The sequence below is a fragment of the Rathayibacter sp. Leaf248 genome (assembly GCF_920939495.1).
GTDB classification, from domain to species: Bacteria; Actinomycetota; Actinomycetes; order Actinomycetales; family Microbacteriaceae; genus Rathayibacter; species Rathayibacter caricis.
In genome coordinates this window covers 2,618,613-2,642,023 of the sequence record NZ_CAKLAV010000001.1, presented here as the reverse complement: position 1 = coordinate 2,642,023, position 23,411 = coordinate 2,618,613, and the positions used below count along the sequence as shown (strand labels likewise).

Here is a 23,411-nt window from a genome sequence, read left to right as displayed (position 1 = left end):
AACCCGTCGCGTACTCTGGACGCCATGTCCCGAGGTGCCGACACCGTCGCCGCCGCCGATCCCTTCGACGCCGGCTGGTCGAGGAGACCGCCCACGCGCTCGAACTACGTGCGCGACGCGGTGGGCGCTGGAGTGCTGCTCCTGGCGACCGTGCTCTCGGTCCTGCTCTACACCTCCGCCGGCTTCCCGGATGCGGCGCATCCGATCGTCAGCGCGCACTGGGCCGTGGCTCTCACGCTGCCGCTGGCGTTCCGCCGCCGGTTCCCGGCCACCGTCGCGATCGTCCTCGCGGTGGTCTACGCGCTCGGCCTCGTGCTGCAGGTGCCGGAGTCGCTGTTCAACCAGATCTGCCTGTTCCTCGCGATCTACACGGTGGGCGCGTGGGGGGCGGACCGGCGCCGCGCCCTCGTGGTGCGCCTCCTGATCGCGATCGCGATGCTGGGCTGGCTCGTGACCACGCTCGTGAGCGGCGACTGGTTGAACCGCACCGTGCCCTCGACCGAGGCCGTCGGCCCGCTCTCGCCCTACCTGGCGGAGTCGGCGCTCGTGGTCCTGGTGAACCTGCTCTACTTCGGCAGCGCGTACATCTTCGGCGAGGCGTCCTGGCAGTCGGCGCGCCGGCTCGAGGCGCTGGAGGCGCGCACGGCCGAGCTCGACGACGAGCGCGAGCGCTCCTCCCGCCGCGCCGTCACGTCGGAGCGGCTGCGGATCGCCCGCGAGCTGCACGACGTCGTGGCGCACCACGTCAGCGTGATGGGCGTGCAGGCGGGAGCGGCCCGCCGCGTCCTCGCGCGGGACCCCGAGAAGGCGGCGCGGTCGCTCAGCGCGATCGAGAACGACGCGCGCTCGGCGATCGACGAGCTGCACCGCATCCTGGTCGCCCTCCGTGCGGAGGAGACGACCCCCGCGGGCGTCACCGACTCTGCTCCCACCGACTCCGCCTCGACCCGCGGAGTCGCGCAGCTCGAGGAGCTCGTCCAGGCGTCCGCGGGCTCCGGACTGCCCACCTCGTTCCGTACCCTCGGTGTTCCGCGGGAGATCCCGGCCACGGTCGGGCTCAGCCTCTACCGCATCGCGCAGGAGTCGCTCACGAACGTCCGCAAGCACGCGGGACCCTCCGCGCAGGCCGAGCTGCGGCTCCGCTACCTCGATGACGCCGTCGAGCTCGAGGTCGCCGACGACGGAGGGACCGGCCCGCACCCGACCGTTCCCGCGTCGTGCGGGCTGGGTCAGACGGGCATGCGCGAGCGGGCCGCGGCCGTCGGCGGGCGCATCGAGATGGGTCCGCGCGGCGACGGGTACCTCGTGCACGTGCACGTGCCGCTGTCGCGGGTGCGCGCTCCGGAGCGACCCCTCGAACCGGTAGCGTCGACCGGGGCGTCGCGGGGGCGCACCGACGCAGCGAGCGGGGGCCGCGCATGACCGAGGACATCCGCGTCCTGCTGGTGGACGACCAGGAGCTGGTCCGGGCGGGGTTCCGCATCATCCTGGAGTCGGAGCCGGGCATCGTCATCGTGGGCGAGGCCCGCACGGGGTCCGAGGCGATCGAGCGCGCCTCCGAGCTCTGCCCCGACGTCATCTGCATGGACGTGCAGATGCCCGGGATGGACGGTCTCGCCGCGACCCGCGAGATCGTCAAGGACCCGCGGCTGTGCTCGAGCGTCCTGATCCTCACCACCTTCGACCGCGACGACTACCTCTTCGACGCGCTCTCGGCCGGAGCGAGCGGCTTCCTGCTCAAGAACGCCTCTCCGGAGGATCTGGTCGACGCCGTGCAGGTGGTCGCGCGCGGCGACGCCATGCTCGCGCCCGACGTCACCCGCCGCGTGATCGAGCGCTTCGCCGCGGAGCCCGCGCGCAACCCGGAGGAGCACCCGGCCGTGGCGGAGCTGACCGACCGCGAGCGCGAAGTGCTCGTGTACCTGGCGCGGGGCTGGTCGAACGCCGAGATCGCCTCGCAGCTGTTCGTGGGCGAGGCGACCGTGAAGACGCACGTGTCGAAGATCCTGATGAAGCTGCGCGTGCGCGACCGGATCCAGGCGGTCGTGTTCGCCTACGAGCACGGGATCGCGGTGCCGGGGCGGTCCTGACGCCCCGGCACGACGTACAGTTCTTGCACTACTGAATGTACAATTCTTGGATGCCGGTCATCCCTCGCCTTCTCGGCTCCGCGATCCTTTCCACGAGCGCGAAGGTCGTGGTCCTTGAGGGGGCCCGAGCGGTGGGGAAGACGACTCTGGCGCGAGGAGTACTGCAGGAGCAAGGTTTTTCCTACGCTTCCCTTGCGGACCCTGCAGTCCTCGCAAGGGCCCGACGCGATCCGGAAGGATGGCTGCGGAGCCTGTCCCTGCCGGCCGTCATCGATGAGGCACAGCTTCTGGACTCGTTGCCACTCCTCGTTAAAGAACTGGTTGATGAGATCTCGAGACCAGGGACGCACCTCGTTCTGACCGGATCAGCGAGTATCGGACGAACCGGCCTCGGCGGTGCTGATCCTCTGACTCGGCGATCTCGGCGCTTCACCATGGGCCCATTGACCGAGTGGGAGATCGCTGGCCGCGATGACTCCCTCGTGGACTTGCTCTTCGACGCCGACATGGACACCGGTGCGTCGACCGCCGTCGACGAGAACGAACTCCTCCGCCGGATAGCTCGGGGAGGCTTTCCTTCCTACGTAGCTCCAGACGTCATCCGCACTCTCGGGGACCTGCAGCGGGATGTCCGCTCTGACATCGAAGGGCTGCTTTCGGACGAAGCTCTTGCTGGCAGGGGAATGGACACCCTCACGGCGCGGAGCGCCCTGGACTGCCTTCTCCGCACGCCGGGCGGAATCTTCAACGCCAGTCGTCTCGCTCAGCAGCTCGACCTCGACCGCCGGACGATCGACCGGTACCTGAGCGTCTTCGAGCGTGTCTTCCTCCTGCACCACCTGACTAATTTCGCTACCTCCGCTCCGCGGCAATCTCATTCCCGAGCCAAGATCCATCCCGTCGACACCTCGTTCGCGGCAGAGTCCCTCGCCCGAGCAGGCATCGACATCTCCGAGGATCGCGAGGCGCTGGGCGCCGTCCTGGAGAGCTACGTCGTCAATCAGTTGGTCACAGCGGCCGAATGGTCCAAGCGTGACATCAGATGTTTCTACTGGCGATCAGCGGAACAACGAGGGCGCGAAGTCGACCTGGTCATGCTCGATGAGCGCGACAGAGTCCTGGGGGTAGAGGTCAAGGCTTCGCGCTCCGTTCACGAGCGAGACGTGCACGGGCTCCTGGCCCTCGCCGGGCATCGTGGCCTCCACCGCGGCTTCATCTTCTACGACGGGCCCGAAACAGTCCGCCTGCGCGAGAACATCTGGGCTGTTCCCCTCGGCGCTCTCGATGGCAGCCATCCGCTCGCCGTCGTCCAACCTGAATCCGCCCCAGCTAGAGAGGTCGTCCTCGTGTCGACGCCACGAACGAGCGCGGAAGCCTCCCTCTTCGTCAGCTACGTCCACTCGGACGATCAAAGTTCTCGAGGGCGCATTCTCGATTTCGCTCGCGACCTCGCGGATCGATACGAGTTCCTGACGGGTCGACCTCTCCGGGTCTTCATCGATCGGGACGACATCTCCTGGGGCGAGAACTGGAGCGCACGTCTGGCTCAGGAAGCGAGCGCAACGACGTTCCTACTCAGCTTCATCACACCTCGGTACCTTGTCAGCGACGCGTGTCGTGAGGAGTTCACCGCTTTCGGGCAGGCTGCGAGCGCGGATCCTGGACAGAAGATCCTCCTTCCGCTCATCTGGGTCGATCCTTCGGCGAGCGGCGTCGTTGCGGAACACGATCCCGTGTGGCGGAAAGTCAAGGAGACCCAGTGGGAGTCAGCCGCAGAGGTCCGGCTGCTCGAGCCCGCCAGCGTCGCTTACGACCTTCTACTCGATCGAGTCGCCGGTCGGCTCAGAGCAGCGGTGGATTCGAAGGCAGCTGAATTCGAGATGCCGTCTAGCGCGGTCACCCGGGGCGAAGACACCGACGATCGCGTTGTGCTCGACGTCGTCGAGTCGATGCAGGTGCATCAGGCTGAGATCGAGCGTTCCGCCGCGAGGTTCAAGAGTGCGATCGACGGGGTCGGCGGGGTGTTCTCGCATCGGCCACCGATCAGAACTGCATCGACATACGCCGCCGCCAAGGCGCTTGCGGAACTGGGCGACGAGTTGCGGGGACCCGTCGACGAACTCGACGGCGCCAGCGATGCACTGGGGGTCGCTTGGGAGCTCCTCGACAGCGATGTTTCGCGGATGCTGCTGCTTCTGTCGTCGAATCCCGACGATCGACAGAGGCGGTCGCTGTTCGAGACGCTCGACGGGTTGGCGCGGACACTCGAGGTCCCCGGAGCTGCCCTTCTCGAGCAGCAGCTGACCTTCATGGGGGACATGTCCCGCCACCTTCGACCAATGAGCCGCTCTCTCTCTGCGGCACTCCGGCTCATCAAGGGGATTCAGACCTCCGCACGCACATGGCGCGATACCCTCATCGGCTCGCAGATCCAGTGAGCGCGGCCTCTCAACGGCGAGGCTGCGGGGCCGCCGGGCGCGGGGGGGAGCGGCGGACGAACTCCATGCGGATGTCCGGCACGATCTTCCGGTCGAGCACGACGGTCATGTACCGGCCGTCGACCCGCGCGCCGATGGCGACGACGTCGGGATCCGTGTCGACCCGGTAGCCGCGCAGCGCCTCTCCGTCGACCACGACCGGGACGCCGCGCACGACGTCCTCGTCGCGCAGCGCCGCGGCGACCACGGGCATCCCTCCGCGACGGCTGCGCACGCGACCGGGGAAGGTGTTGCGCAGCACGTCGCCCATGTGGGCGGCGAGACGCGATTCGAGCGGACGGCTGCGCTCGGCGGGGATCGGCACGGAGGTGCGCACCGCCTCCCAGAGGACCGGGTACCGCATCCGGGTGACCTGGTCGACCATCCACGGCGGGAGGTGGTCGTTCTCGGCCCGTTCGATGGCCCGCTTCTGCTCGGGAGTGAGCGGGACGTGGTTGACGGGATCGGCGCGATTGCGCGGATTCTTGAAGAACGAGTACGACAGCGAGATCTCGACGAACCGCCCGAGCGCCATGGTCTGGGCCGCCGCGAACTCCTCGAGTCGGGGCTGCGGGGCGAACGCGAGGACCGGGTCGCCGAAGCGGGCCGCGATCTCGTCCACCCCGGGAGGGGCCGGCATATCGCGGACCGCCCCCGATGTGTCCATGCGCATAGGACAAGAGTGGCCGTTCGCTCAGCCGATACCAACTTCTTGACGGAGATCGGCTCGACGCTCTCGGGCTGTTCACATGCCGGAAACACGACGGCGGCGGGCGTCGGGCTCCTGAACGGCTCCCGGACGGGGGCTGCGAAGATGGAGGCATGAGCGCTCTGCACGATCCGACCGTCCGCGGTTTCGCCTCCGACAACTACTCCGGAGTGCACGACGAGGTGCTCGCGGCGATCGCCGCCGCCAACGGTGCGCACCAGGTCGCGTACGGCGAGGACGTCTACACCGAGCGGCTCCAGCACGCGTTCCGGCGCGAGTTCGGCGAGCAGGCGCAGGCGTTCCCGGTGTTCAACGGCACGGGCGCGAACGTCACCGGACTGCAGTCGATGCTGCCGCGCTGGGGCGCCGTGATCTCGGCCGGCACGGCGCACATCAACTCCGACGAGGGCGGGGCGCCCGAGAAGGTCGGCGGGATCAAGATCCTCACCGTCGTCTCGCCCGACGGCAAGCTCACCCCGGACCTCGTCGACGAGCAGGCCTGGGGCTACGGCGACGAGCACCGCTCGCAGCCGCTCGTCGTCTCGATCACGCAGTCGACCGAGCTCGGCACCGTCTACACCCCCGAGGAGGTGCGGGCCCTGGCCGATCACGCGCACGCGCACGGCATGCGCCTGCACCTCGACGGGGCGCGGATCGCGAACGCGGCGGCGGCGCTGGACGTGCCGCTGCGCGCCTTCACCACCGACGCGGGCGTCGACGTGCTGTCCTTCGGCGGCACCAAGAACGGGATGCTGCTGGGCGAGGCGATCGTCGTGCTCGACCCCGAGGCGTCCAGCGGACTGCACTACCTCCGCAAGACCAACATGCAGCTCGCGTCGAAGATGCGCTTCCTCTCGGCGCAGCTGCTCGCGATGCTCGGCGAGGACGGCGAGGCGGAGCCGCTGTGGCTGCGCTCGGCCCGGCGCGCCAACGCCATGGCCGCCCGACTGCGCGCGCAGCTGGAGGAGTCGATCGCCGCCGGACGGATCCAGGGGCTCGCGTTCACGCAGCCCACGCAGGCGAACGCGGTGTTCGCGACGCTGCCCTCGGGAGTCGCCGACCGCCTGCGCGAGGTGTCCCGCTTCTACGACTGGAACCCGGCGACGGGCGAGGTGCGCTGGGTCTGCTCGTTCGACACGACGGAGGACGACATCGACGTGTTCACGGCGGCGATCGAGCGCGAGCTGACGGCGTGAAGGCGCGGATCGTCGGGCTCGGAGCGGTCGTCGCGGGGATGCTCGCGGGATGCACGGGCGGTCCGTCGTCAGGGGCGGAGACGGGCGCGGGGACGTCGGCTTCGGCGTCCGCCTCGGCGTCCGCTTCCGCGTCCGTCGCTCCGCTCACGCGCCTCGACTGCGACGCCCTGCTGCCCGTGGAGCGGGCGTCGGAGGCCCTCGGGCTGCCGGCCGACCGCCTCGAGGGCAGCCGCGACGGGGCCGTCCGCACGTCGTCCGAGCTGATCCGCGCCGCCGCGGAGGAGAACGGCGGGCTCCTCACCTGCTCCTGGTTCGAGCAGGACGGGCCGGCCTCGATCGTCGCCTCGGCGGCGACGGACGCGGGCGACGCCTTCGCCGCGATGCCCGCCGGCCCCGCACTCGCGGCGGGCGTGGCGGCCTCGGGCGCCTGCCTCGAGGGGAGCTGCACCGCCCAGGTGCTCGCCGGATCGACGTGGGTCTCGCTCGCGCTGATCGGGGCGCCCGCGACCCTCGACCTCACGGCCCTCGCCTCCTCGACCGCCGTTTCCGCGAACGGACGCCTCGACGACGTCATCGCAGGCACCGCACCCGTCTGCGCCGATCTGCTGACCGACGAGCAGCTGACCTCGCTCGCCGGGCTGGCGCAGCCCGTCGCCGGCGCCGGCACGGAGGCGGCGACTCCGGCGACAGCGGGGGCCGCGGCCGCCGCACGCGCGGGTCTCGCCTCCTGCACCTGGACGGACGCGGCCAGCGCCGCCTACTCCGGTCTGAGCATTGACGCGCTGCCCTCGGGCGAGGAGGGCTGGCGCACGCTGTCGCTGACCACCGGGCTGTCGATCCCGCTGGCGCCCGTCGACGGACTCGGCGAGCGCGCGATCTCGGGCTGCTCGGCGGGGACGTGCGAGGTGGACGTGCTGGCGGAGGACGTCTGGTGGCGCGTGGTCGTGACGGGTGACGAGGCGCGGGCCGACGCGGTCGCGCGGGCGGTGCTCGCGGGCTGATCCGCCGGGCCGGCCTGCGCGAGATGCCACTCCGGTACGCCTCGGCCGGCGTGTCGCGTACTGAAGTGGTATCTCGCGGGGTGGTTCAGGGGCGGCGCCAGTACTCGTACCAGGACGACTCCGTCGCGCCGAGGGCGGAGTAGAGGCGGCGGGCCGGGGCGTTGGCCTCGAGGACCTGGATCCAGTAGTGCGCGACGCCTCGCGACCCGGCCTGCCCGAGGAGCGAGCGGAGGACGGACGCGGCGTGGCCGCGGCGCCGCGCGTCCGGGCGGGTGGCGAGGGAGAAGAGCCCGCACCAGGGCGTGTCCCCGGCGGTCGCGTACGCGAGTCGACCGCAGGCGGCTGCGCCCCGCTCGTCGCGGACGAGGGCGTAGGAGGAGTCGCAGCCCGCGAGGATCCGCTGCGCGACGTCGCGCTCGGCGGCGCCTCCGCGGCCGTCGACGGACCACCAGAGCGACAGCCAGCCCTCGGACGGGGAGGGCTCCACGACCGCGGGCGGCCCGCTCAGCGCGGCGAGCGCCTCCTGGACCGTGCCCGTGAGGACGAGCGTGCGCTCGTGCGGCGCGTAGCCGCGGGCGGCCAGGCGCTCGGGGAGATCGGCGGGCAGGGTCGCCGGTCCGAGCTGCAGGAGCGGAGGGATCGCGTGCTCGAGCGCGAACGCCTCCGCGGCGTCGATCGCGCGCTCGGGGTCGGTGACGGCGCCGGACGTGAGGACCGAGTTGGCGCGCTTCGTGACTCCGGACGCGGCGCGCAGCAGCCAGTCATCGAGCTCACGGGTCTCGAGCGCGGGCCAGGCGGCGGCGGCGAGGCGATCGAGCACGCGCGGGTCCATGCGTTCGACGGTACCCGGCGCTCAGGCGGGTCCTCGGCTCGCAGGAACACGAACGGCTCGCAGGAACCGGGGGTCCGGACGAGCCGGACCGGTTCCTGCGAGCCGGAGGTGGGTGCTGCGGGCCTGTGCGGCCCGCGGCGACTCACATGTTGATCATGTGGCCCTTGAGGCCGTGGAAGCCCTCCTGGAGCGCCTCCGACAGCGTCGGGTGGGTGTGCACGTTGCGCGCCAGCTCGGTCGCGGTGAGGTCCCACTTCTGCGCGAGCGTGAGCTCGGGGAGCAGCTCGGAGACGTCCGGGCCGATCATGTGCGCGCCGAGGAGCTCGCCGTACTGCTTGCTCGCGATGAGCTTGACGAAGCCGGTGGGCTCGCCGAGGCCGTGCGCCTTACCGTTCGCCATGAACGGGAAGGTCGAGACGGTGATCTCGTGGCCCTCGTCGGTCGCCTGCTTCTCGGTGAGGCCGAAGGAGGCGATCTGCGGCTGGCAGAACGTCGCTCGCGGCATCATGCGGTAGTCGCCCAGCGTCTGGGTCTCGGCACCGGCGAGGGTCTCGGCGGCGACGACGCCCTGCGCCTCGGCCACGTGGGCGAGCTGCAGCTTCGCGGTCACGTCGCCGATGGCGTAGATGTGCGGAACGTTCGTGCGCATGTGGTCGTCGATCGCGATCGCTCCGCGCTCGGTCAGCTCGACGCCCGTGTTCTCGAGGCCGAAGCCCTCGACGCGGGGGACCCAGCCGATCGACATCAGGACCTTGTCGACCTCGAGGGTCGACTGCGTGCCGTCCTTCGCGGTGTAGGTCACGGTGACGTAGCCGTCCTTGTCGACGACCGACTCGACCTTGGTCGAGGTGAGGATCTCGACGCCGAGCTTCTTGTACTGCTTCTGGATCTCCTTGGAGACGTCCGGGTCCTCGTTGGGGAGGGCGCGGTCCATGAACTCGATGATCGTGACGTCGACGCCGTAGTTCTTCAGGACGTACGCGAACTCCATGCCGATCGCGCCGGCGCCCACGATGGCCATCGTGTCGGGCAGGTCGCGCGTCATGATCTGCGTCTCGTAGGTGACGACGTTCTCGGAGAGCTCGACGCCGGGGAGCAGGCGGACGCTCGCACCGGTCGCGATGATCGCGTCGTCGAACGTCAGCGACTCCGAGCCGCCCTTGGTCAGCTGGACGTCGAGGCCCTGCGGGCCGGTGAAGGAGCCGGTGCCGTCGAACTCGGTGATCTTGTTCTTCTTCATCAGGAAGTGGACGCCCTTGGTGCGCCCGTCGGCGACCGTGCGGCTGCGGTCGAACGCCGCGCCGAAGTCGAACGAGACGTCGCCCGAGATGCCGAACTGCTTGGCCTGCGAGTGGAAGATGTGGGCGAGCTCGGCGTTGCGCAGCAGCGCCTTCGACGGGATGCAGCCGACGTTGAGGCAGACACCGCCCCAGTACTGCTTCTCGACGATGGCGACGGACTTGCCGAGCTGCGCCGCTCGGATCGCGGCCACGTACCCGCCGGGGCCGGCCCCCAGGACGACGACGTCGAAGTGCTGGGCCATGGATGATCCTCCATCAGAGTCGTGAGTGGTGCGCGCGGGGAACCACGCCGTCTACGAGCGTACCGTTCCCCAGGCGCGGAGCCCGGGGGTCCTCCCTGGGCGAACGGACCTGGTAGGGCTGTGGAGGGACGGTCCGCGGCGACGGACGGGCGGGAATGCGGGCGGGTGCGGAACGGTTGCACCACGCGGGCAACGGAGCCCTCCCCGATCCGCACACTCCCGGAAAGAAGCTCCACCATGGCCCTCGCCACCGCGTCCCGCACCGCCACCACCAGCGCGCCGATCCTCGACGTGCTCGCCGAGCGCTGGAGCCCGCGCTCGTTCGACACGACGGCCGCGATCTCGGACGAGACCCTCGCCTCGCTGCTCGAGGCCGCACGCTGGTCCCCCTCCGCCAGCAACTCGCAGCCCTGGCGCTTCATCGTGGCCCGCCGCGGCACGCCGGAGTTCGACCGCGTGGCGAAGCACCTCGTCGGCTTCAACGCCGCGTGGGCCGGCTCGGCCGCGGCGCTCGTCGTCGCCCTCGCCGAGACCGTCGACGCCGACGGCAAGCCGCGCCCCTGGGCCGTCTACGACCTCGGCCAGGCCGTCGCGCACCTCAGCATCCAGGCCCACCACGACGGACTGCACGTGCACCAGATGGCCGGCTTCGAGAAGGACGGGCTGCGCGAGGAGTTCGCGATCGACGAGCGCTTCGACCCCGTGACCGTCGCCGCCATCGGTGTCGTCGGCGACCCGGAGTCGCTCGCGAACGACGTGCTGCGCGAGCGCGAGGTCGCCCCGCGCACCCGCCTGCCCCTCGAGGAGCTCCTGCTCGTCAGCGCGTAGTCGCTGCACTGCTCGGCCCGGTCCGCGGATCTCCGCGGGCCGGGCCGTTCTGCGTCCGGGGCTGGGGCGGGCGCTGGGGCCTGCTCTGCGGGGGCGGGAGGAGGAGTGGGCGGCGGGCGCTGCCGACGCGGGGCGTCACTCCGATCGCTCTGTTACTCCGCGTTTCATCACGGAATCGGATGAATGGGCCGCCGTCCGTACGATCGGGACGGTCCGCCCGCCCGCCCCGCCGCTCCGGAGCCCCATGACCGACACGCCCACCCGCACGAGCCTGGCCTTCGACGCCGACCTCGGTCAGTCGGCGTTCCCGGTGCGCTTCGAGGGAGTGGGCCGCACGTTCTCGCCCGGATCGCCCGTGCTCGAGGACGTCGATCTCGAGGTCGCCGCCGGCGAGGTCATCGCGATCCTCGGCCCGAGCGGCTGCGGCAAGTCGACGCTGCTGCGCATCGCGGCGGGGCTCGACACGGCCTCCGCGGGTTCCGTGCTGATCGACGGGCGCCCCGTGTCGGGCATCGACACGCGCTGCGCCGTCGCGTTCCAGGAGCCGCGCCTGCTGCCGTGGCGCACGATCGCGGCGAACGTGGCGCTCGGGCTGCCGCGGGGCACCGCGCGCACGGCCGCGCGGCACGCCGTGGAGGAGCTGCTGGCGCTGGTCGGGCTGACCGCGCACGCCTCCTCCCGCCCGCGCGAGGTGTCGGGCGGCATGGCCCAGCGCGCCTCGCTCGCCCGGGCGCTCGCCCGGAACCCCGGTGTTCTGCTGCTCGACGAGCCGTTCGGCGCGCTCGACGCGCTCACCCGCATCCGGATGCAGGACCTCCTGCTCGACGTGCACGCGGCCGCCCCGGCGACGATCCTGCTGGTCACACACGATGTCGACGAGGCCCTGCAGCTGGCCGACCGCATCGTGCTCCTCGGCCGCGACGAGCCGGGAGGCGTCTCGCGGATCCAGCAGATCATGCGGGTTCCGGGCGCTCGTCCGCGCGATCGCGGGTCGGCAGAACTGGCGGAGCGTCGCGCCGAGCTGCTCGCCGGGCTCGGCATCGAGCGGCACTGAGTCCTCCCCAGGCTCGGATCCGTCCGCTCATCCCCCGCTCCTCCCCTCCCCGCACGCACCCCGACTCCCCTCCCCCACACTCGTTCCACCCCCGGAACCGCACCGAAGCAGAGGCCACCATGTCGTTCACCACCACCGCGCTCACGCGCCGCACCGCCCTCGCAGGCCTGCTGACCGCCGCCGCCGTGCCGCTGCTCGCGGGCTGCGTCCAGGGCGAGGGCTCCGGCGGCGCCGCGGCCGCCACCGCCGACGCCGCCGAGGGCGCCGTCACGCAGGGCGGCACCCTCACGCTCGACTTCGCGACCTACAACCCGCTGAGCCTGGTCATCAAGGAGAAGGGCTGGCTCGAGGCCGCCCTCGCCGAGCAGCAGGTCACCGTCGCCTGGGTGCAGTCCGCCGGGTCCAACAAGGCGAACGAGGCGCTGCGCGCCGGAGCGATCGACGTCGGCTCGACCGCCGGCTCCGCCGCCCTGCTCGCCCGGTCCAACGGCTCGCCCATCAAGACGATCGACATCTTCTCGCAGCCGGAGTGGTCGGCCCTCGTCGTCCCCGCCGGCTCGAGCATCACGAGCGTCGAGCAGCTCGCGGGCAAGCAGATCGCCGCGACCAAGGGCACCGACCCCTACTTCTTCCTCGTGCAGGCCCTCGAGGCGGCCGGACTCGGGATCGACGACGTCACCGTGCAGAACCTGCAGCACGCCGACGGCTGGGCCGCCCTGCAGAACGGCTCGGTCGACGCGTGGGCCGGTCTCGACCCGATCATGGCGGGCGCCGAGGCCGCCGGGGCGACGCTGCTCTACCGCAACGTCGACTTCAACTCCTACGGCCTCCTGAACGCGACCGAGAGCTTCCTGGCCGAGAAGCCCGACCTCGCGCAGACGGTCGTGAACGCCTACGAGCACGCCCGCGCCTGGGCGCTCGAGAACCAGGAGGAGACCGCGAGCATCCTCGCCTCCGTCGCCGGTCTCGACGTCGCCGTCGCGACCACGGTGATCACCGAGCGCAGCAACCTCGACGTCGACAACGTGCCCGGATCGGCGCAGACCGACGTGCTCGCGGTGATCGGCCCGATCTTCGTCGAGAACGGCGACGTCGCCTCGCAGGACCAGGTCGACGAGGCGCTCGACACGCTGCTCGACGACACCTACGCGAAGGCCGCCGACGCCGACGCGATCGGCGACTGACCGCTTCCCGCACGCCGACCCGCGACCGCTCCCGAGGAGACGACATGGCGACCCGAGACGACGAGACGACCGACGCCGACTTGATCCGGCGCAGCACCGGGATGGTGCAGGCGCCGGGCGCCGTCGGCGCCGCGATCACGGGGCCGAGCGTCGGGGCGTCGCAGAAGCGGCTCCGCGACGACTCCGCCGCGCACGCCCGCCCGCTGACGTCGAAGCGCTGGTTCGTCGTCGTCGGCGGGGCGCTCGTCCCGGTCGTGCTCCTGATCGCGTGGCAGATCGTCACCACGACGGGTCTGGTCTCGCTGGCCGTGTTCCCCTCCCCCGCGATGGTCTGGGCGGCCGGGATCGATCTCGCCCAGCGCGGCGACCTCGGCCAGGACGTGGCGATCTCGACCCAGCGCGTGCTGATCGGCTTCGCGATCGGATCGGCGCTCGGACTCGTCATCGGCGCTCTCTTCGGCCTCTCGCGCGTCTGGGAGGTCGTGCTCGGCCCGACGCTCGGCGCGATCCGCGCGGTCCCCTCGCTCGCCTGGGTGCCGCTGCTGCTGCTCTGGCTCGGCATCGGCGAGGAGTCGAAGATCACGCTGATCACGATCGGCGCGTTCTTCCCCGTGTTCACCACGGTCGCCACGGCGCTCGGCCACGTCGACCGCCACCTGGTCGAGGCGGGGCGCGCCTTCGGGCTCTCCGGAGTCCGCCTCTTCACCACGGTGCAGCTGCCGGCCGTCGTTCCCGCGGTCATCGCGGGGCTCCGGCTCGCGCTCGCCCAGTCCTGGTTGTTCCTGGTCGCCTCCGAGCTGATCGCCTCGTCGATGGGCCTGGGCTTCCGCCTCATCGACAGCCAGAACAACGGGCGGATCGACCGCGTGTTCCTCGCGATCATCCTGCTCGCGGTGCTCGGCAAGCTCACCGACGCCGTGGTGGGCGTGTTCCAGCGCTACGCCGTGGCCAAGTGGGCGTGACGCGCCCTCCCTCCCGGGACGCCCCCTCCCCCTCCTGAAAGGACGTCGCCATGACGGACACGATCGCGAACCTCCTCGAGGAGCACCGCCGCTTCCCCGCCCCCGAGGCCTTCGCCGCGCAGGCCAACGTGGGCGCCGACGAGTACGAGCGGGCGGCCGCCGATCCCGTCGCCTTCTGGGAGGAGGCGGCCCGGCGCCTCGACTGGGCCGAGCCGTGGACGACCGCACACACCTGGGAGCCCGCGCTGCCGCAGGCCGACGGCACTCTCTCCGTGCCCCGTGCCACCTGGTTCGAGGGCGGGCGCCTGAACGTCGCGGTGAACTGCGTCGATCGGCACGTCGACGCCGGGCGCGGCGACAAGGCCGCCCTGCACTTCGAGGGCGAGCGCGGCGACCGCCGCACGCTGAGCTACTCCGATCTGCAGCGCGAGGTGTCGAAGGCGGCGAACGCCCTGACGGCGCTGGGCATCGGGAAGGGCGACCGCGTCGTCGTCTACCTGCCGGTGATCCCCGAGACAGTCGTCATCACGCTCGCGATCGCGCGCATCGGAGCGATCCACTCGCTCGTCTTCGGCGGCTTCTCGGCCGAGGCGGTCCGGTTCCGCGTGGAGGACACCGGAGCGAAGCTGCTCGTCACCACCGACGGCCAGTTCCGGCGCGGGAAGGCCGTCGCGGTCAAGGCGAACGCCGATCACGCGGTCGCGGGCGTCGAGTCGATCGAGCACGTGCTGGTCGTCCGCCGCACCGGCGACGAGACGCCCGACCTGCCCTGGACCGCGGGCCGCGACGTCTGGTGGCACGACGTCGTCGACACGGCGAGCGACGTACACGAGGCCGAGGCCTTCGACTCCGAGACCCCGCTGTTCATCATCTACACCTCGGGCACCACCGGGAAGCCCAAGGGTCTCGTGCACACCAGCGGCGGCTACCTGACGCAGGCGTCCTGGACGCACTGGGCCCTCTTCGACGCGAAGCCCGACGACGTGCACTGGTGCACCGCCGACCTGGCATGGGTGACCGCGCACACCTACGAGATCTACGGCCCGCTCTCGAACGGGCTCACCCAGGTGATCTACGAGGGCACGCCGAACACCCCGCACACCGCCCGGCACTTCGAGATCATCGAGCGCTACGGAGTGACGGTCTACTACACGGCGCCGACGCTCATCCGCACGCTGATGACCTGGTTCCCCGACGGAGTGCCCGCGCAGTACGACCTGTCGAGCCTTCGGCTGCTCGGCACGGTCGGCGAGTCGATCAACCCCGAGGCGTGGGTGTGGTTCCACGAGCGGATCGGCGGCGGACGCTGCCCGATCGTCGACACGTGGTGGCAGTCCGAGACCGGTGCGGCCGTGATGTGCCCGCTGCCGGGCGTCTCGACGCTCAAGCCCGGATCCTCGCTCGGCGCGCTGCCGGGTCTCACGACGCTCGTCGTCGACGACGCGGGGCAGCGGGTGCCGAACGGCTCGGGCGGCTACCTCGTCGTCGACCGCACCGGGCCGGCCCTCGCGCGCACCGTCTGGGGGAACCCGGAGCGGTACCGCGACTCCTACTGGGCCCGCTTCGCCGAGCAGGGCTACTTCTTCTCGGGCGACGGCGCGAAGTACGACGCCGACGGCGACATCTGGGTGCTGGGGCGCGTCGACGACGTCATCAACGTGTCGGGCCACCGGCTGTCGACGATCGAGATCGAGTCGGCGCTCGTCGCGCATCCGGCCGTCGGCGAGGCGGGCGTGGTCGGAGTCGAGGACGCGACGACCGGGCAGGCCATCGCGGCCTTCGTGATCCCCTCCGACGAGGCGGTCGACCGGGCGCAGGACGACACCGCGTACTGGAACGAGCTGGCCGCGACGCTGTCGGGCGTGCTGCGCGACCACGTCGCAACGGCGATCGGGCCCATCGCGAAACCGCGCGACGTGGTGGTCGTTCCGGACCTGCCGAAGACCCGCTCGGGCAAGATCATGCGGCGACTGCTCGGCGACATCCGCGACGGGCGGGCTCTGGGCGATGTGACGAGCCTGCAGGACGACACGGTTCCGGAGCGGATCGCGCGGATCGTCGCGGCGCGGGGCTGAGGCGGGAGCGGCTCCCTCCCTTCTGCTGATCGAGTAGGCCGCGCAGCGGACGTCTAGAGATCCCCGTCCGCTGGAGCAGGCGGGCCTCGATACGCCGCCTCCGGCGGCTACTCGACCAGCAAGGGTGCGCTCAACGCTCCCGGTCGGCAAGCACTGCCTGCCGATCGAGCACTCGACCAGCGAGCAGGGGGGCGAACGCTCACGGTCGGCTCCGAACTCCGGACGGGCGGCGGCATCGGGAGTAGCGTGAAGACGTGCGTGACCTCCAGCAGCGAATCATCTCCGAGCTCCACGTCTCCCCCACCGTCGATCCGGCCGCCGAGGTCGAACGGCGCGTCGGCTTCCTCGCCGACTACCTCCGCCACACGGGCGCCGAGGGCCTCGTGCTCGGCATCAGCGGCGGCCAGGACTCGAGCCTGGCCGGCCGGCTCTGCCAGCTCGCGGTCGAGCAGGTGCGCGCGGGCGGAGGCGACGCCTCCTTCATCGCTGTGCGCCTGCCGTACCGCGTCCAGGCCGACGAGGAGGACGCGCAGCTCGCGCTGTCGTTCATCCGACCGGACCGGCAGGTGACCTTCGACATCCACCAGGGCGTCGACGGCATCGCCGCGGCGTTCGGCGACGCGGTCGGCGAGCCGATCTCGGACTTCGTGAAGGGCAACGTCAAGGCACGTGCCCGGATGGTCGCCCAGTACGCGATCGCCGGCCAGGCGGGCATGCTCGTCGTCGGCACCGACCACGCGGCCGAGGCGGTCACCGGATTCTTCACGAAGTTCGGCGACGGCGGAGCCGACGTCCTGCCGCTCACCGGACTCACCAAGCGCCAGGGCCGCTCCCTCCTCGAGCACCTCGACGCCCCCGCGCGCCTGTACGAGAAGGCGCCGACGGCCGACCTCCTCGACGAGAACCCCGGGCAGACCGACGAGTCGAACCTCGGACTCGTCTACGCCGATCTCGACGAGTACCTCGAGGGCGGGGACGTCGACCCCGCCGTCGCCGAGGCGATCGAGACGCGGTACGCCGCCACCGAGCACAAGCGGCAGGTGCCGCTCTCGATGTTCGACGACTGGTGGCGCGCCTCCGGCACCTACACACCCGGCAACGGCTGACACCCGAGCCGCCCCCGACAGATCGGGGGCGGCTCGCCCGTTCAGGACGCTGTGACCCGATCGAGCCAGGCGCCGCTGACCTTCGCGCTCTCGGCCGGCGGCATGCTCGCCCGGTCGACCTCGACGATGATCCAGCCGCCGAAGTCCTCGGGCAGCGCGGCGAGCACCCCGTCGAGGTCGATGCCGCCGAGTCCCGGCTCGAGGAACAGCCCGGCGTCGGTCGCGCGGTCGTAGGCGGTCGGCACCGCCCGGCTCGACTCCGCGATCCCCAGGTCCAGGTCCTTCACGTGCAGATCGACCAGGCGGCCGGAGTAGCGCTGCACCGTCGCGACCGGATCGATGCCCGCCCAGACGAGGTGGCCGATGTCGAAGGACGCGCCGAGCAGATCGGCGTCGATCGCGCCGAGGACGCGGTCGATCTCGTGCTCGGTCTCGACCCACGTGCCGACGTGGTTGTGCAGGCCCGCGCGCACGCCCTCCGCGCGCAGCACCTCCGCCGCCTCGCCCAGGATCTCGATGACGCGATCCAGCCGGCCCTCGTCGAAGACGGCTCCCACGGCCACCGCCTCGCGGGTGCGGACGACGCCGGGCTCGAAGCTGACCTCGGGCGCGAGGAAGACGGTGTCGAGTCCGACGTAGTTGGACTCCTCGGCCTTGCGTCGCACGCCGTCGAACCAGTGGATCCACTCGGCCGAGCCGCGGGCGAACGCCCGACCGGTGTCCTCCGGCAGGGCGACGGAGGCGTAGCCGGGGGCGAGCGCGAGGCCCGAGTCCTCGATCATCCGGGCGTAGTCCTGCAGGGTCTGCGTCGAGAGGACCTCGAGCATGGTCGCCTCGAAGCCCGCCTCGCGGATCTCGCGGAGGACGTCGGGGTACTCGGAGCGGAAGTGCGGATCGGCGAAGCGCCAGAGCGATTCGCTCGACGGGTCGGACGGATCCGCCTTCACGTTGATCCACTGGATGGCGTTGAGCGCGAACTGGGAGCGGCGGAGCACGGCGGTCCTCTTTCCTGGTCGGGGTGGTTCGGTCTCGCGACGAACGCGAGGCGGGGTCAGTCGGCGGCGCGCGCGTTGTAGACGAGGACGGAGCCCTCGTCGACGTGGGCGCGGTAGGCGTGGAACACGGCGAGGGCCTCGTCGCGGAGCACTCCGTCGACGACCTCGATGCCGCGCGCCTCGAAGGCGGCGGCCCAGTCCTCGCGCATGGGGCCCTCGTCGAAGGTGGTGATCTCCTCGAGCTCCGGGCCCGACCCGGCGACCACGAGACGGCGCACGCCCGACCACAGCGTCGCTCCGTAGCACTGCACGCACGGACGCCAGTTGACGACCAGCTCGTGCGCCGGCTGCCCCTCGCCACCGAGGTCCCAGCCGCCGATCGCGGTCTGCGCGAGGCCGAGGGCGGTGACCTCGGCGTGCCCGGAGGAGACTCCGCTCGCGAGGACCACGTTCACGCCGACCGAGACGAGGCGGCCGGAGTCGCGCTCGACGACGATCGCGGCGAACGGGCCGCCGTTGCCCTCGCGGAAGTTGCGGTCGGCGAGGGCGTGCACGAGCGCCATGCGGTCCTCGCGCTCGGGGAGCACGTCGGGGACGTCGCGGACGGCGTCCTCGATCCATGCGGGCAGGGCGATCTCGTAGCGGGTGGCGAGCTGGTCGATCTTCACGGGTCCTCCTGGGGACGGGGGTGGGTAGGGGGGTCAGACGCGGGCGGCCGCGAGCTCGGCGAGCACCGCGCGCGTGGCGCGGACGGCGGTGACCGTCCCCGTCAGCGTCGCATTGCAGACCACGGGAGTGGGGATCACGCCGTTGCCGGCGAGGTAGAGGCCCTCGACGCCCCGGACGCGGCCGGACTCGTCGCAGACGCTGGTGCCGTCGTCGACGGATCCCGAGCGGACGGTGCCGGTGAGGTGCAGCGAGGATCCCGGAGCGAGCACCGCGCACTCCGTCTCCGGATCGAACGACCCGAAGCGCTCGGCGATCTCGCGGATCCGCTCCTGGGCCGCGGCGATCAGCTCGCGGTCGCGATCGCTGTACTCGAACTCGACCCGGAGGCGGGGCAGGCCGGTCACGTCGGTCTCCTCCTCCGAGAACACGAGCCGGTTCTCGGGCCGCGACTCGACGGGCGTGTAGAACGACAGCCCGACGGAGTACGCGAACGGCCGGTGCTCCTCGTCGACGAAGACGGTGTTCATGATCTGGCCGTGGAACGGCTGCGCGTCGCCGTTCTGCGGCAGCCAGAGCGAGTCGGTCGCGAACTCCCCCTCGCGCAGGCGCGGCAGATCCTCCGGAGTCAGCCCGAAGCGCTCGAGGTCCATCACGACCCGGCCGGTGACGAAGGCGTGCTCGTTGAGGAACCGGCCGAGCGCAGCGGGCCGGATGCCGGAGGCGAACAGGAGCTGCGGGGTGCGGACCACGTCGGCGCAGACGATCACGGTGCGCGCGTCGATGTCGTCCTCGCGGCCGGTGGCCGTCTCGCGCACCCGCACTCCGATCACGCGGTCGCCGTCGCGGCGGATCGCGATCGCGAGGGTGCCCGCGCGCAGCTCGAACGCCTCGTCGCCGCCGTGTGCGATCGGCGGGAAGATCCGGCTCGGGCCGGTGCGGAGCAGGGTGCCGGTCGGATTCCCCGCGACGGCCATCGGCATCGGCTGCGGGTGACGTCCCTCAGCACTGACTGCGCCGAAGGCGTCCTCGAGCACGTCCAGGACCACGCGGCCGGGCACGGTCGGGCCGAGCGGCGACTCCTGCACGTCGAGCAGCTCCCGCGCGCGGGCGAGGTCCTGCTCCCACTGCACCGGGTCCCCGCCGTCGAAGACCTCCTCGCCGGCCGGCCACGGCGTCGCCGCCGTCCAGTGCACGCCCATGCCGCCGACGTTCCACGACACGGCGGAGGCGGGCATCGCGGCGGCGTCCTCGCCCATCGCCGAGAGGTTGTACATGCCCGGCGCGACCGAGCGGAGCTCGTCGGTGATGTCCGGGGTGACGTCCGCGCCGGTGTACATGCCCTGCACCCCGGTCGCGACGCGCTGGTTGTAGCGGCTCCAGATCTCGGGCTCCTCGCTGTCGTGCAGGTGGAGTCCCGGCACGGAGCCGACGGCCGGGCCGCCGTCGATCATCAGGAGGCGGACGGAGGGGTCGGCGTCGCGCAACCCCCGGGCGAGGGCGGCCCCCATGATGCCGCTGCCGACGATGAGGACGTCGACGGGGGTGGTGGTCTCGGGCATGGTGCTCCTGTCGTGCCGCGCCGGCGGGCGCGGATGAGGGGGAAGGGTTCTCAGACGGCGTGCGGCCGGTCGGCCACCGCGGCGAGGGTCGGGCCGAAGAACGCGAGGTCCATGCGGTCGAGTACGGACTTCACGGCGCCGATCAGGGGTGCATCGGCGCCCAGCGCGGTCGAGCGGACGGACACGTCGAGGGTGCGCAGCCTCCGCATCGCCTCGGAGACGCGCGGGAGGAGCAGGTCCTCCGCGTCCTCCAGCCCGCCGCCCAGGACGAACAGGTCGGGCGACACCGTCCACGCGAGGGTCGACAGCAGCTCGGCGAGGTGCGCGGCGAAGGCGTCGAGCTCGCGCAGCGCATCGGGATCGCCCGCGCGCGCGGCGGCGACGGCCGCGAGTGCGTCCTCCCGCTCGCCGTGCCGGGGCGAGGTCAGGCGGCCGAACGGCGTGTCCTCCATCCGGCTCGCCCCCATGGCGCCGGCCTCGACCACCTCGCCCGCCGCTCCGCGGAAGCCGCGGTGCACGGAGCCGTTGATCACCAGGCCGATGCCGGTGCGGTTGCCGAAGATGCACCAGGCCGAGGTGGCCGCCTCGGCCGACACTCCGCGCCAGCGCTCGGCGAGCGCCGCCAGGTTCGCGTCGTTGTCGGCGAAGACCGGCACGCCGAGCCGGGCCGACACGGCGTCGGCCAGTCCGAAGCCGTTCCACCGCTCGGAGTTGACGAGCCGGCTGACGACGCCGGCCTCATCGATCGCGCCACCGGCGGCGATGGCTCCGGCGCGGATCCGCTCGCGCGGCAGCCCCGACTCCGTCACGGCCGCCTCGACCGCGAGGGCGGCGTCCTCGACCGCGGTCACCGGGTCGTGGTAGTCGCGCAGGGCCAGCATCGCCCGGCCGAGGATCCGGCCGCGGATGTCGGAGACGACCGCCGAGGCGAAGTCCGTGTCGATGCGGACCGCGGCGACCAGCGCCCGGTCGGCGCGGAAGCGGAACGTCCGCGGCGGACGCCCCACGTCGGAGCGCGCCGGATCGGGCGCGGTCTCGTCGACCCAGCCCTCGTCGCAGAGGCTCGAGAGGATCAGCTCGACGGTGCGGCGCGAGAGGGCGACCTCGCGCACGAGCACCGCCATCGTCACCGGCTCGTCGTGCTCGGCGAGCGCGCGCAGCACGACTCCGGAGTTGAGGCGGCGGAGGGTGCTCGGGTCGGCGCCGGCCCTCATGCGACGAGCTCCCCGGGGAGGAGCGGCACGGCTCCGCAGGCGGCCTCGACCACGATCTCCACGCCCGCGGCTCCCCTCACTTCATCCCCGTCGCGACGATACCCTGCACGAAGTAGCGCTGCAGGAGCAGGAAGAGCACCAGCACGGGCAGCATCACGACGACCGCCCCGGCCAGGACGAGTCCGTAGTCGGTGACGTTCTGCGCCGCCTGCCGCGTCGCGGCGAGGCCGACCGGGAGCGTGTAGGTCGAGGTGTCCTGCGCCACGAGCAGCGGCCAGATGAAGTTGTTCCACGCGGCCAGGAACGACATGATCACGACCGTCGCGAGCGCGGGGCCCGCCAGCGGCAGGAACACCTGCGCGAAGATCCGCAGCTCGCTCGCGCCGTCGATCCGCGCTGCCTCGAGGAGCTCCTCCGGGATGCTCTCGGCGAACTGCCGCACGATGAAGATCGAGATCGGCAGCACGAGCGAGGGCAGCGCGATGCCCGCGAGGGTGTTCACCAGCCCCAGGCGCACCGTGACGACGAACTGCGGCACGAAGACCGCCGAGAACGGCATCATCAGCGAGATCAGCACCGCGACCATCGCGAACCGCTTGCCCGCGAAGTCGAGCTTGGCGAGCGCGTAGCCGGCGGCGGCCGCGGCGACCACGTTGCCTGCCACCACGACTCCGGCGACGATCAGGCTGTTGGCGAGGTAGCCGGTGAAGCCCGCCTGCGCGAAGAGGCGGCCGAAGTTCTCGAGGGTCACCGCCGACGGGAGCCACGCGCCGGGGTTCGCGCTGATGTCGGCGGTCGTGCGGAGCGACCCCGAGAAGACCCAGACGAAGGGCAGCAGGGTGATCGCCGCGAGGACGGCGAGCACCGGGTAGAGCACGAGGTGCCGCCGGCGCTCGGCGATCGCGCGCGTGGTGGTCTCGCGGGCCGGCGGACGCGGTGCGGTGGCCGGCGGCGCGACGGGCGGACGGGTGGCGGTGGTGGTCATGAGCGGGACCTCAGCAGACGGAACTGCAGCGCGCTGACGAGCGCGACGATGAGCAGGAGGAGGAAGGACGCGGCCGACGAGACGCCGATGTTCCCGAAGCCGAACTGGCGGTAGGTGTACAGCGCCATCGACTCGGTGGATCCGACCGGGCCGCCGCCCGTGAGCAGGTACGGCTCGTCGAAGACCTGGAGGAAGAAGACCGACAGCAGCACCGAGATGAGCAGCGTCGTGGGCATCAGCAGCGGCACGGTGATCGAGATCAGGCGGCGCCACGGGGACGCCCCGTCGAGCGAGGCCGCCTCGTGCACGTCCTCGGGCACCGACTGGAGGCCCGCGAGGAACAGGAGCATCGCGGTGCCGAAGTTGCGCCAGACGCCCAGCAGGATCACGACGGGCATGGCGAGCTGCTCGTCGCCGAGCCAGTTCGGGCCGGCGAACCCGATCGCTCCGAGGACCTCGTTGACCGTGCCGTTCTGGTTGAACGCGTACTGCCAGATCAGCGCCACCGAGACGATGTTGGTGACGACGGGGGCGTAGAAGAGCGCCCGGAACACGCCACGCAGCCGCCGGATGCCGGAGTTCAGCGCCAGGGCGAGCACGAAGCCCACCATCATCGTCAGCGGCACCCCGATCACGACGAAGTAGAGGGTGTTGAGCACCGAGCGGAGGAACGCCGCGTCGCCCAGCAGGACCGCGTAGTTCTCGAGGCCGGTGAAGTCGACGCCGAACGGCTGCTGCAGATCGGCGCCGCGGATGTCGGTGAGGCTCATGCCGACGGAGGCGAGCACCGGGATCGCCGTGAACACCACGAAGATCACGGCGAACGGCGCGAGGAAGAGCCAGGCGATGCCGGAGTGGCGGCCGTGGCGGGAGCGGCGCTCGCGCACCGCTCCCACCGCGGACCGGCCGGCGAGGGCGGTCAGAGCCACGCG

At 71.6% G+C, this 23,411-nt stretch carries 20 protein-coding genes; 11 read left to right on the top strand and 9 right to left on the bottom strand.

What is annotated here, in order from left to right:
* Positions 1 to 24 precede the first annotated feature (24 nt).
* The 3 genes from LRG51_RS12590 to LRG51_RS12580 are packed head-to-tail and all read left to right on the top strand — an operon-like array spanning position 25 to position 4,528.
* On the top strand, positions 25 to 1,422 hold the full coding sequence (locus tag LRG51_RS12590; RefSeq protein ID WP_230672997.1) for a sensor histidine kinase: 1,398 nt from the start codon (positions 25 to 27) through the stop codon (positions 1,420 to 1,422).
* On the top strand, positions 1,419 to 2,090 hold the full coding sequence (locus LRG51_RS12585; protein WP_055794153.1) for a response regulator: 672 nt from the start codon (positions 1,419 to 1,421) through the stop codon (positions 2,088 to 2,090). The genes LRG51_RS12590 and LRG51_RS12585 overlap by 4 nt, the downstream gene beginning before the upstream one ends.
* Before the next feature lie 50 nt (positions 2,091 to 2,140).
* Positions 2,141 to 4,528 (top strand): DUF4143 domain-containing protein, encoded by a 2,388-nt coding sequence (locus LRG51_RS12580; RefSeq protein ID WP_230672996.1) that lies wholly within the window; start codon positions 2,141 to 2,143, stop codon positions 4,526 to 4,528.
* Positions 4,529 to 4,538: 10 nt separating this feature from the next.
* On the opposite strand, the gene LRG51_RS12575 is transcribed toward LRG51_RS12580, so the two are convergent.
* On the bottom strand, positions 4,539 to 5,189 hold the full coding sequence (locus LRG51_RS12575; RefSeq protein WP_157602721.1) for a hypothetical protein: 651 nt from the start codon (positions 5,187 to 5,189) through the stop codon (positions 4,539 to 4,541).
* A gap of 200 nt (positions 5,190 to 5,389) precedes the next feature.
* On the opposite strand from LRG51_RS12575, the gene LRG51_RS12570 reads away from it, so the two are divergent.
* Both LRG51_RS12570 and LRG51_RS12565 read left to right on the top strand, forming a co-directional pair.
* Positions 5,390 to 6,472, top strand: a complete 1,083-nt coding sequence (locus LRG51_RS12570) for a threonine aldolase family protein (protein ID WP_055794150.1) — start codon at positions 5,390 to 5,392, stop codon at positions 6,470 to 6,472.
* Positions 6,469 to 7,473 carry a hypothetical protein gene (locus tag LRG51_RS12565; RefSeq protein WP_055794148.1) on the top strand — a complete coding sequence of 335 codons (1,005 nt, stop codon included), beginning with the start codon at positions 6,469 to 6,471 and terminating at the stop codon, positions 7,471 to 7,473. The genes LRG51_RS12570 and LRG51_RS12565 overlap by 4 nt, the downstream gene beginning before the upstream one ends.
* A gap of 85 nt (positions 7,474 to 7,558) precedes the next feature.
* Here the strand turns inward: LRG51_RS12565 and LRG51_RS12560 are convergent, their stop codons facing one another.
* Together LRG51_RS12560 and lpdA are read right to left on the bottom strand one after the other, a co-directional pair.
* The gene (locus LRG51_RS12560) at positions 7,559 to 8,305 is read right to left on the bottom strand and encodes a GNAT family N-acetyltransferase (RefSeq protein ID WP_230672995.1); all 747 of its coding nucleotides are present in this window, start codon (positions 8,303 to 8,305) and stop codon (positions 7,559 to 7,561) included.
* A gap of 142 nt (positions 8,306 to 8,447) precedes the next feature.
* Positions 8,448 to 9,848, bottom strand: coding sequence for a dihydrolipoyl dehydrogenase (gene lpdA, locus LRG51_RS12555; protein WP_107573864.1), 1,401 nt, complete (start codon positions 9,846 to 9,848; stop codon positions 8,448 to 8,450).
* Between the two features lie 237 nt (positions 9,849 to 10,085).
* Between lpdA and LRG51_RS12550 the strand changes: the two genes are divergently transcribed.
* The 6 genes from LRG51_RS12550 to nadE all read left to right on the top strand — a co-directional run bounded on the left by LRG51_RS12550 (position 10,086) and on the right by nadE (position 17,057).
* A complete protein-coding gene (locus LRG51_RS12550) occupies positions 10,086 to 10,676 on the top strand; it encodes a nitroreductase family protein (protein ID WP_230672994.1) in 591 nt (196 codons plus the stop codon).
* A 244-nt stretch (positions 10,677 to 10,920) separates the two neighbouring features.
* Positions 10,921 to 11,730: an ABC transporter ATP-binding protein gene (locus tag LRG51_RS12545; RefSeq protein WP_107573866.1), complete on the top strand. Its 810-nt coding sequence runs from the start codon at positions 10,921 to 10,923 to the stop codon at positions 11,728 to 11,730.
* Between the two features lie 119 nt (positions 11,731 to 11,849).
* The gene (locus LRG51_RS12540; RefSeq protein WP_230672993.1) at positions 11,850 to 12,914 is read left to right on the top strand and encodes an aliphatic sulfonate ABC transporter substrate-binding protein; all 1,065 of its coding nucleotides are present in this window, start codon (positions 11,850 to 11,852) and stop codon (positions 12,912 to 12,914) included.
* 101 nt (positions 12,915 to 13,015) lie between these two features.
* A complete protein-coding gene (locus LRG51_RS12535) occupies positions 13,016 to 13,876 on the top strand; it encodes an ABC transporter permease (protein ID WP_442966666.1) in 861 nt (286 codons plus the stop codon).
* A 50-nt stretch (positions 13,877 to 13,926) separates the two neighbouring features.
* On the top strand, positions 13,927 to 15,951 hold the full coding sequence (acs, locus tag LRG51_RS12530; protein ID WP_230672991.1) for an acetate--CoA ligase: 2,025 nt from the start codon (positions 13,927 to 13,929) through the stop codon (positions 15,949 to 15,951).
* Positions 15,952 to 16,205: 254 nt separating this feature from the next.
* Positions 16,206 to 17,057 (top strand): ammonia-dependent NAD(+) synthetase, encoded by an 852-nt coding sequence (gene nadE / locus LRG51_RS12525; protein WP_230672990.1) that lies wholly within the window; start codon positions 16,206 to 16,208, stop codon positions 17,055 to 17,057.
* A 41-nt stretch (positions 17,058 to 17,098) separates the two neighbouring features.
* On the opposite strand, the gene LRG51_RS12520 is transcribed toward nadE, so the two are convergent.
* The 6 genes from LRG51_RS12520 to LRG51_RS12495 form a co-directional block, all read right to left on the bottom strand.
* Positions 17,099 to 18,052, bottom strand: a complete 954-nt coding sequence (locus LRG51_RS12520) for a sugar phosphate isomerase/epimerase family protein (protein WP_230672989.1) — start codon at positions 18,050 to 18,052, stop codon at positions 17,099 to 17,101.
* Between the two features lie 56 nt (positions 18,053 to 18,108).
* Positions 18,109 to 18,720, bottom strand: coding sequence for a nucleoside deaminase (locus LRG51_RS12515; RefSeq protein ID WP_211315564.1), 612 nt, complete (start codon positions 18,718 to 18,720; stop codon positions 18,109 to 18,111).
* Positions 18,721 to 18,753: 33 nt separating this feature from the next.
* Positions 18,754 to 20,280, bottom strand: a complete 1,527-nt coding sequence (locus LRG51_RS12510) for a GMC oxidoreductase (RefSeq protein ID WP_230672988.1) — start codon at positions 20,278 to 20,280, stop codon at positions 18,754 to 18,756.
* A 50-nt stretch (positions 20,281 to 20,330) separates the two neighbouring features.
* Entirely contained in the window at positions 20,331 to 21,494 is a 1,164-nt protein-coding gene (locus tag LRG51_RS12505; RefSeq protein WP_230672987.1) for an ROK family transcriptional regulator, read from the bottom strand.
* Between the two features lie 76 nt (positions 21,495 to 21,570).
* On the bottom strand, positions 21,571 to 22,479 hold the full coding sequence (locus LRG51_RS12500; RefSeq protein WP_082481660.1) for a carbohydrate ABC transporter permease: 909 nt from the start codon (positions 22,477 to 22,479) through the stop codon (positions 21,571 to 21,573).
* Positions 22,476 to 23,408, bottom strand: a complete 933-nt coding sequence (locus LRG51_RS12495; RefSeq protein WP_055794129.1) for a carbohydrate ABC transporter permease — start codon at positions 23,406 to 23,408, stop codon at positions 22,476 to 22,478. Before LRG51_RS12495 ends, LRG51_RS12500 begins: the two co-directional genes overlap by 4 nt.
* Between the last annotated feature and the right edge of the window lie 3 nt (positions 23,409 to 23,411).